Source organism: Acinetobacter sp. UBA3025 (genome assembly GCF_002367915.1).
Lineage (GTDB): Bacteria > Pseudomonadota > Gammaproteobacteria > Pseudomonadales > Moraxellaceae > Acinetobacter.
In genome coordinates this window covers 403-8,318 of record NZ_DFDO01000147.1, presented here as the reverse complement: position 1 = coordinate 8,318, position 7,916 = coordinate 403, and the positions used below count along the sequence as shown (strand labels likewise).

At 44.6% G+C, this 7,916-nt stretch carries 7 protein-coding genes; 4 read left to right on the top strand and 3 right to left on the bottom strand.

Features of this window, described 5'->3' with window-relative positions; all coding sequences use genetic code 11:
* Both B4J23_RS06265 and B4J23_RS06260 read left to right on the top strand, forming a co-directional pair.
* A partial coding sequence (locus B4J23_RS06265) for an Hpt domain-containing protein (protein WP_291359356.1) occupies window positions 1-3,873 on the top strand: 3,873 nt, incomplete at its 5' end.
* On the top strand, window positions 3,874-4,332 hold the full coding sequence (locus tag B4J23_RS06260; RefSeq protein WP_291359354.1) for a hypothetical protein: 459 nt from the start codon (window positions 3,874-3,876) through the stop codon (window positions 4,330-4,332).
* Window positions 4,333-4,392: 60 nt separating this feature from the next.
* Here B4J23_RS06260 and dapE read toward each other — a convergent pair whose 3' ends face one another.
* The 3 genes from dapE to B4J23_RS06245 all read right to left on the bottom strand — a co-directional run bounded on the left by dapE (window position 4,393) and on the right by B4J23_RS06245 (window position 6,793).
* Window positions 4,393-5,529, bottom strand: a complete 1,137-nt coding sequence (gene dapE / locus B4J23_RS06255; protein ID WP_291359352.1) for a succinyl-diaminopimelate desuccinylase — start codon at window positions 5,527-5,529, stop codon at window positions 4,393-4,395.
* 123 nt (window positions 5,530-5,652) lie between these two features.
* Window positions 5,653-5,802 carry an entericidin A/B family lipoprotein gene (locus B4J23_RS06250; RefSeq protein WP_004784975.1) on the bottom strand — a complete coding sequence of 50 codons (150 nt, stop codon included), beginning with the start codon at window positions 5,800-5,802 and terminating at the stop codon, window positions 5,653-5,655.
* 115 nt (window positions 5,803-5,917) lie between these two features.
* Window positions 5,918-6,793, bottom strand: coding sequence for a DUF1853 family protein (locus tag B4J23_RS06245; RefSeq protein ID WP_291359350.1), 876 nt, complete (start codon window positions 6,791-6,793; stop codon window positions 5,918-5,920).
* Between the two features lie 88 nt (window positions 6,794-6,881).
* Between B4J23_RS06245 and B4J23_RS06240 the strand changes: the two genes are divergently transcribed.
* Window positions 6,882-7,319, top strand: a complete 438-nt coding sequence (locus B4J23_RS06240) for a YbaN family protein (RefSeq protein ID WP_291359348.1) — start codon at window positions 6,882-6,884, stop codon at window positions 7,317-7,319.
* On the top strand, window positions 7,316-7,828 hold the full coding sequence (gene elsL, locus B4J23_RS06235; protein ID WP_284879154.1) for a cell wall-recycling L,D-carboxypeptidase ElsL: 513 nt from the start codon (window positions 7,316-7,318) through the stop codon (window positions 7,826-7,828). Before B4J23_RS06240 ends, elsL begins: the two co-directional genes overlap by 4 nt.
* Window positions 7,829-7,916 lie beyond the last annotated feature (88 nt).

The window sequence follows — 7,916 nt, the reverse complement described above, 5'->3', positions numbered from 1 at the left end:
TTGATCTTTATCGAGGAAGCGGAAGAGCATCTCGAAACGATTGCCAAGTTCCTGCGTAGCGAAAACGAAAAAGTGCAGGATTATAATGCATTGATTCGTGCTATTCATACTTTGCGCGGCAGTTCGTCCATGGCCCAGATCGAAGAAATCTTCGAGGCCAGCTCTAAAGTAGAACATCTGTTTAAAACGCTGCTTCAGGATGAAATTGCATCCACTTCAAAAGAAACTGCTGTATTAATCCAGTATGCTGAATTTGTCAGTGACTATCTGCATTTGTTACGTCAGGGTGATAGCAGCAAACTGGCAGCAGTGTATGCGACTTTTGAGCGTGTCTGGAATGATTATGGCTTCGCAGCCACTGAAACGGAAACAGTTGAAACCCAAGGTCTGGTGACTAAGCTGGTTGAACTGGAGATTGCCCTGTTGCTGGATGCCGAATTTGAATTCGATAAACGGGCTAAAGTCGATTATCCGGAATATATTCAGGCTTTAAGCGAGCAGGCTGCCGAGCTGCTTGCACATACAGATAACCGTGCCGCACTGGGTATTCATGAGTTTACGACAGATTTAAAATCTGCTTATGATGCCTTGCTGGAAAAACCGGTACTGCTGAATAGTGATTATGCTTATGAGCTGTTTGCCCAGGCACATCAGGAATTCATTCATTTATTCGATACCCTAGCAGCAGGCCAGCGTGTCATTTTGAATGATGATACGCAAAAAACCTTGAGTGAACTGGCTGCATTTGTACAGCAGGACCTGGAAATCTTTGCCGAAGACAATATCCCTGCTGAACAAGTATCAGAAGAAATTTCTATTCCTGAAGCTGCAACCACAGCCAGCATTGACTTTGCTGCTTTAAGTCAGCGTATTGCTTCTGATCGCCAATACATTGACAGCGCAGAAACTCAGCGTGATTTCGATGAGGATCTACTGAATATCTTCCTCGAAGAAGCAGATGAATTACTGGTAGGTATTGATGAAGATCTGAATACCTGGAGTAAGAAGCAGGATGATACGACTTCACTTAACAATCTGATGCGTCATTTGCACACCTTAAAAGGTGGTGCAAACATGATTACCGCTTCTCATATCGGTTCGATCTCGCACGAACTGGAAAGTATTTATGAGCGAATCATCCGTCAGCAGATTGCAGTAACGCCTACTTTGATTCAAATCATTCGTCTGGTGCAAGATAACGTTTCTGACCGTATCCAGTCGATCCGTGATGAAGGTATCGATTATCCAGCGGTTGAAGCAATTTCGATTCTGCAAAATATTCAGGCATTGGTGGCTGGTCAAGCTGTTGCAGCTCCAGTAGAAGCATCAATTCCTGTTGTCGAATTTGAATATGCAGAAGCTACTACTGAATCTGTAGAGACAGTAGATGATGCAGCGGAAGAGATTGCATCAGAAGACACAAGTTCAGATCTAGAAGCTCTAGACTTAGAAGATGAACCAGTTGAGCTTACTGAAACAGAAACTTTGACTGAGCCAGTCGAAGTTGTAGCAGAAGAACGCTCTGAAGAAGATGAACTGAAGTCGATTGTTGAAGAAACCTTCCTGGAAGAATCAGAAGAGATTCTCGACAATACCGAAAAACTGTTGAACCAATGGTTTGATCAGCGTAGTGACCGTAGCTTATTGCTTCAATTACAACGTGCTGCCCACAGTATCAAGGGTGGTGCGCGCATGGTTGAAAACGAACAGGTAGCCAGCATTGCGTATGAACTGGAAACCACATTCGAACAGTTTGCGGTATATCACTTTAACTCGAATGCGTATGATGGCCTGCTGCAAAAAACACTGGCTTGGTTAAGACAAGCCATCTTCCAACGTGACTATAGCAATTTTGAACAGATCCAAAGTAGTCTGAAAAAGATTGCTTATGTGGATGTTACTGCGCAGCTGCCAGAACGTCTGGCTAAAACAGAAACGCTGGTCACTGAAAATAGCTTCGAATTTGTCGAAGGTGATGGTACTGAGCCACCACGTATGATGGGTGAGTGGGTTGATACCGGCAATACCGATACCAGCCACGAGATGATCCGTATCTCTGCTGATCTGGTTGAGAAGATGATCGACCTGTCAGGTGAGAATGCGATTAACCGTTCGCGTATCGAAATGGACTTGGGCCAGCTCGGCAATACCCTGAACGAGATGGAACTGGCAATCAAGCGTCTGGCGGATCAGTTGCGCCGAATGGAAGGCGAGCTGGAATCTCAAATTATTGCCAAACACGGTTCAGAAAACTCGCGTTATGCAGACTTTGACCCGCTGGAAATGGACCAATATTCGTCCCTGAACCAGTTGTCCAAGTCGCTTGCAGAATCTGCTTCGGACTTGGTTGACTTCAAGAGCACCTTATCCGACAAGATTCGTGAAACTGAAGGTTTGTTATTGCAACAATCACGGATTCAGGCCGAGATTCAGGAAAGCCTGATGCGTACCCGGCTGGTACCATTTGACCGGATGTTGCCACGTTTACAGCGTATCGTACGTCAGACTTCTACGACTTTGAATCGTCCAGCTGAATTGATTGTTCAGAATAGTGAAGGTGAATTAGACCGTAATATTCTGGAACGTCTGGTAACGCCTTTCGAACATATGCTGCGTAATGCGATTGACCATGGTCTGGAAGATACAGCAGATCGTATTGCTCTGAATAAACCAGAAGTCGGTTCAATCCTGTTGAATATTAGCCGTCAGGGTACAGATGTCATCGTCTCATTTAGTGATGATGGTAAAGGTATTGATGCTGAAAAGATTCGTGAGAAAGCACTGAGCCAAGGCCTGATCAAAGAAGGTCAGACACTGGATTCGGAAGAGCTACTGCAATTCATTTTCCACCCGGGCTTCAGTACCGCTAAATCTGTAACCCAGATTTCAGGTCGTGGTGTCGGACTGGATGTAGTACAAAGCGAGATCAAGTCGCTGGGCGGTCACGTATCTGTCAGCTCTGAAGTAGGCAAAGGTACAACCTTCACCATTCGCGTACCGACGACTGTAGCAGTTAGCGATGCCTTGATGGTAAAAGTTGGCGATCAGCAATATGCTGTTTCTCTGGCGCAAATCGACCGTATTGTACGTATTGCACCATCTACTCTGGAAACTTACTTCAACAGTAAAGACGATTTCTTCAAGATTGATGGCGTCAATTACAAATTGCGTTACCTGTCTGAGTTCGTATCGAATCAGCCAATTCCACGTCTGAATAATGTGGCGCATTCACTGCCAGTATTGCTGATTAAAGGGAATAGTGGTCAAACCATTGCCTTGTTAGTCGATCAACTCGTCGGTTCACGTGCACAGATCGTGGTGAAACCAATTGGCCACCAGTTCGCCAATATTGGTGTGGTGACCGGTGCGACGATTCTTGGTGATGGTCAGGTTTGTCTGATTCTGGATGGTCAGAATATTGCCCGTCAGATCCATGGTACGCAGCGTGTGAAACACATGCAGGATCAACGCGATGGTTCACGTTCTGGCAATGCTCGCCGTCTGGTGATGATCGTGGATGACTCGGTGACTGTACGTAAGGTGACCTCGCGTCTGCTTGAGCGTCAGGGTTATGATATTGTCACCGCCAAAGATGGTGTAGATGCGATTGAGCAGCTTGAAAATGTCCGTCCGGATCTGATGCTGCTGGATATTGAAATGCCACGAATGGATGGTTTCGAGGTCACGAACCTGGTCCGTCACCACGATATTCACCGTGACCTGCCAATCATCATGATTACTTCACGTACTGGTGAAAAACACCGTGAACGTGCCTTCAGTCTGGGCGTAACCCACTACATGGGCAAACCGTTCCAGGAAGCTGAATTACTGGCGAATATTCAACAGTTAATTGCTGAAAAACAGGGGTCATAAATGAGTCAGAATACGACTAATGCCAAAATGGCTGATCAGATAAGTCAGCAGGAACTTCAGCATTTAATTACGGTATCTACCGGATTTATTGATGCTTATATTATTGACTGTCACGGCAAAGATCCAATGCTGTTACCACAAAATATTGTCCTGTCTGCACTGGATAGTGATACCCAGGTTAAAGTGGTTGAGTGGCATGATGCGCAATTACCGGTTTATGCAGTTAATGATCCTACACGTAAAAGTGGTGTGGCGCTGGTGATTGAAGGAGAAGAGGTGCATCAGCGTTTTGCCCTGATGTGTAATGAAATGCCGAAAACCATTCGTCTGCGTATTTCTGAAGTCGTCGATGCTGATCAGCAAGTGACTGACCCCGCAGTATTCCAGTATGTGCGTATGGGGGATCAGTTATTTCACATCCCGCAAATGGGTTATATTCAGTCTTCAATTGGCTTGTAATTCATTACAAAGCACATAAAAAAAGGAACTCTTCTGAGTTCCTTTTTTTACATCTGGTGATTAATTGGCTAACAGGTTCACCAGAATCTGCTCATAAATTTCAGCCAGTGGTTCAAGGTCTGCAATATCGACATGCTCATTAATTTGATGGATTGTGGCATTCAGTACACCGAGTTCTAGGACTTGTGCACCGGTAGGCGCAATAAAACGACCATCTGAGGTGCCGCCTGAAGTTGATAATTCAGTTTCAGTACCAGTCACAGTTAAAATGGCATCTTTAGCGGCATTCACCAGCTCACCTACTGGTGTCAGGAATGGCAGGCCAGATAAAGTCCATGAAATATCATAGTCCACCTCATGACGATCCAGAATTTCGAGCATACGTGCTTTTAATTCTTCAGCAGTCACTTCTGTTGAATAACGCCAGTTGCAGAGCAGATTCATCGTACCTGGAACAACGTTGGTTGCACCGGTACCGGCATTGATATTTGAAATCTGGAAAGACGTCGCAGGGAAGTATTCATTGCCATTATCCCAGACTGTTTCGCAGAGTTCGGCAATGGCTTTAGACGCTGTATGGATTGGATTTACTGCTAAGTGGGGATAAGCCACATGACCTTGTTTGCCTTTCACAGTCAGGTTGGCATTCAATGAACCACGACGGCCATTTTTAACAATATCCCCCAGTTTATTGGTGCTCGAAGGTTCACCTACCAGACACCAAGTAATTTTCTCATTACGGGCTTCCAGAGTTTCAATTACTTTTACCGTGCCATTGATCGATGGACCTTCTTCATCTGAAGTGATCAGATAGGCAATCGAGCCTTTGTGGTTCGGATATTTTTCGACAAAACGTTCAGTGGCTACAACCATCGCAGCCAAGGCGGTTTTCATGTCGGCACTACCACGGCCATATAGCTTGCCGTCACGAATTTCTGGAGCAAATGGGTCAGAGTTCCAGGCATCCAGGTTGCCGGTTGGCACAACATCGGTATGGCCAGCAAAACAGAAAACCGGGCCTTCAGTACCTTTACGCGCCCAAATATTATCAACATCTTCAAAGCGCATTGATTCAATATTGAAACCCACCTTCTTCAAACGTTCTGCCATGATATTCTGGCAGTCATGATCAATAGGGGTCACAGAAGGCTGACGTAATAATTGCAGGCTTAAATCAAGAGTCGCGGAAGATGTCATATGGTGAATTCATAAGTCGATAAATTTGTCGGCTCTATGATAGGCGAATATGGCCTGTAATGTGAATGTTCCGCATAAAAAAACCCTATCTGAGATAGGGTTTGTGGAGAAGCTAGAAAGAGTTTAGTTTTGACGGATTTCTTCAGAAGTTTTTTCTGCAGTGCCTGTTACAGCTTCGCCTGCTTTAGAAACGTCTTTACCCACACCTTTGACAGTGTTACAGCCAGTTAAAACAAAAGCCATTACCAATGAAGCAGCAAGAATTTTTTTCATCATCATCTCCGTATTATCGATAATAAAATTATTATGATGTGGAACTAAGATTAGAAAATATACGACATAAAAAATATGTGGTTTTCATAGTGCTTCGGTTAATAAATGTAATGTTTTAAAAGGGTTTATGCGCAGGAAAGGGTAATAGAAGCGGGCTACGATACATATAAAAATCCTCTTGATCAGCCTTTTTATAAAGTCCATTTGTCCACCAATAGGGACTTGAACTGCTGATCTGAGCATTGGGGTAAATCCATTCATGACGCTGCAAACGATAGAAATTAGCCGCTGGGTCGGGAATCTGCTGGCCCCATAAGCCTATGCGACGTTGGGTATTGACCCAGCCAGGCAATGTCTGATCTGCACGATGTATTGGAAGATAAAGCTGGCCTTTTAACATGCAGAAACGCTGATCGATCTGCTGATCCAGAGCCTCATCAAACTGGAACTGTTTCTGGGTGAAATGCTTCATTTTACGGATTAAAGTATCGGTGCGGTTCAGGCCATACCAGTTTGGCAGGCTAAAATCGGCTTCTGCGAGGTAGTATTTCAGCGCCACTTCCCAATGTTCGGTCAGACCAGTTTCTGTATTGAGTAACAGAAAATCCAGTTCGCCCAGTGTTTTAGCACCGTCAATTTTTTGAATACTATGACCTAAAAGCTTATAAGGGTGATAAGCATCATCTAGCAGCCAGAACCAGACCAGCATTTCAAAGCGCAGACCCAGCCGGGTGCTTTTAAGCTGCTGCACGAATTGCTCCAGCTCTTCTGGATGCCGGTCCAGATATTTCAGACGTGGATGATAATTTTGCAGGTGATGTTGCCAAGTCTCAGAATCATGTAAGTCAAAAGCATGGACGACTTCAAGTTCGACTGGAATTTGAGACAGAAGGTTTGGACTGCCAACAGCAAATGCCAGTTGCCGCACCAAAGGATGCTGATAAAATTGCCATGCTTCTACAAGATGATGATTTAGACTGGAAAAGGGCATAGCACATCCTGTGAAAAGTGCACAAATACAACGGACAGATTTTAAAAACACTTTATACTACCCCTAATTTTGTGGGTAGGACTGATTTATGAAAATATTGTTTTGGCGAAGCCTGGTCGTACTGTTTGTCGTACTGGGCTTTATCGGTGCAATCTTGCCCGGCATGCCAACAACAGTATTTTTAATCTTGGCGGCTTGGGCGGCATCCAAAGGCTGGCCGCAAATGGATGCATGGCTGCTGAATCATCCAAAATATGGTCCGACTTTAAGAGCCTGGCGTGCCAATGGTACTGTGCCACGCAAGGCCAAATGGCTGGCCAGTATCATGATGTTCATCAGTGGCATTATCATGTTATTTACGACAGCACCGCTGGCAGTCAAAATCTTTACTGATGTGACCATGCTGATTGTGGCGATCTGGTTATGGCGTCGGCCCGAACCTGTTCAGGACATGATTCATCCAGAACACATGGCCACAAAGAAAGTAGAACTAGAAACCATCAAGACAGAGAAAGAGAAGTCATGAGCTATTTGCAGCTGGATCAGGCAGAAATCCTGATTGATCTCGCCCAACAAAAACTATATTTGCCAAAATATAATAAGCAATACCTGATTTCTACGGGTAAGAATGGCATTGGCGAAGCAGAAAATAGTGGCAAGACGCCTCGTGGCTGGCATAAAGTCGCTGAAAAGTTTGGCCAGCAGGCACCTTTAAATAGTGTGTTTATTGCCCGTCAAGCGACAGGTGAAATTTATAATGCAGAACTGGCACAGCAATTCCCGCAGCGAGACTGGATTCTCAGCCGGATCTTATGGCTAAGTGGGCTTGAAGAAGGGTTTAACCAGGGCGAAGGTTGTGATACTTACCAACGTTATATCTATATTCATGGTACGCCTGATTCTGAGCCGATGGGTATTGCAATGTCACATGGCTGTATCCGCATGCGGAATACGGATGTGGCCGAGCTATTTGAACTGGTGAATGAAGATGCGCTGGTCTATATTTCAGAACAACCTTTGAATCTGACTGTTTAAATGACTTAAATGACATAAGAAAATTTGTGGATGATTTAAAATTAATTGAAATATCTTCTATTTAAATAAGGGAAAGTAGATGAGGTCA